This window comes from Shewanella electrica, assembly GCF_022321485.1.
Lineage (GTDB): Bacteria > Pseudomonadota > Gammaproteobacteria > Enterobacterales > Shewanellaceae > Shewanella > Shewanella electrica.
Genome location: NZ_JAKOGG010000631.1, coordinates 1 through 246, shown reverse-complemented (window position 1 = coordinate 246; position 246 = coordinate 1). Strand labels below are relative to the sequence as shown.

Genomic DNA, 246 nt, shown 5'->3' with positions numbered 1-246 from the left:
GTTACTGAGCAGGTAAAAGCGGGAGTGGACCGCTTGGGTTGGCGAAATGTCCAGCTTTAACAGCCCGGACACGGCGTTTAACTGCATTTGGCTGGTTAAAGCATGAAAAAGCTTGGCCGCTTCCTTGTTGGCGGCGTTTAACATCGCCGTTGCCAGGGCGTCTTTAGTGATCGTTTCGGTGGCGGTGTACCCGGTCGCCGTCTGGCGGGCGCCCAGTCCGATTTCGACCTTTACAAAATCGGGCAA

General features: G+C 55.7%; 1 protein-coding gene. It reads right to left on the bottom strand.

Translation table 11 applies throughout. The features are described 5' to 3' along the window. Positions 1–246, bottom strand: a 246-nt coding sequence (locus tag L9G74_RS21660; protein ID WP_238898923.1) for a hypothetical protein, incomplete at both ends; no start/stop codon positions are given.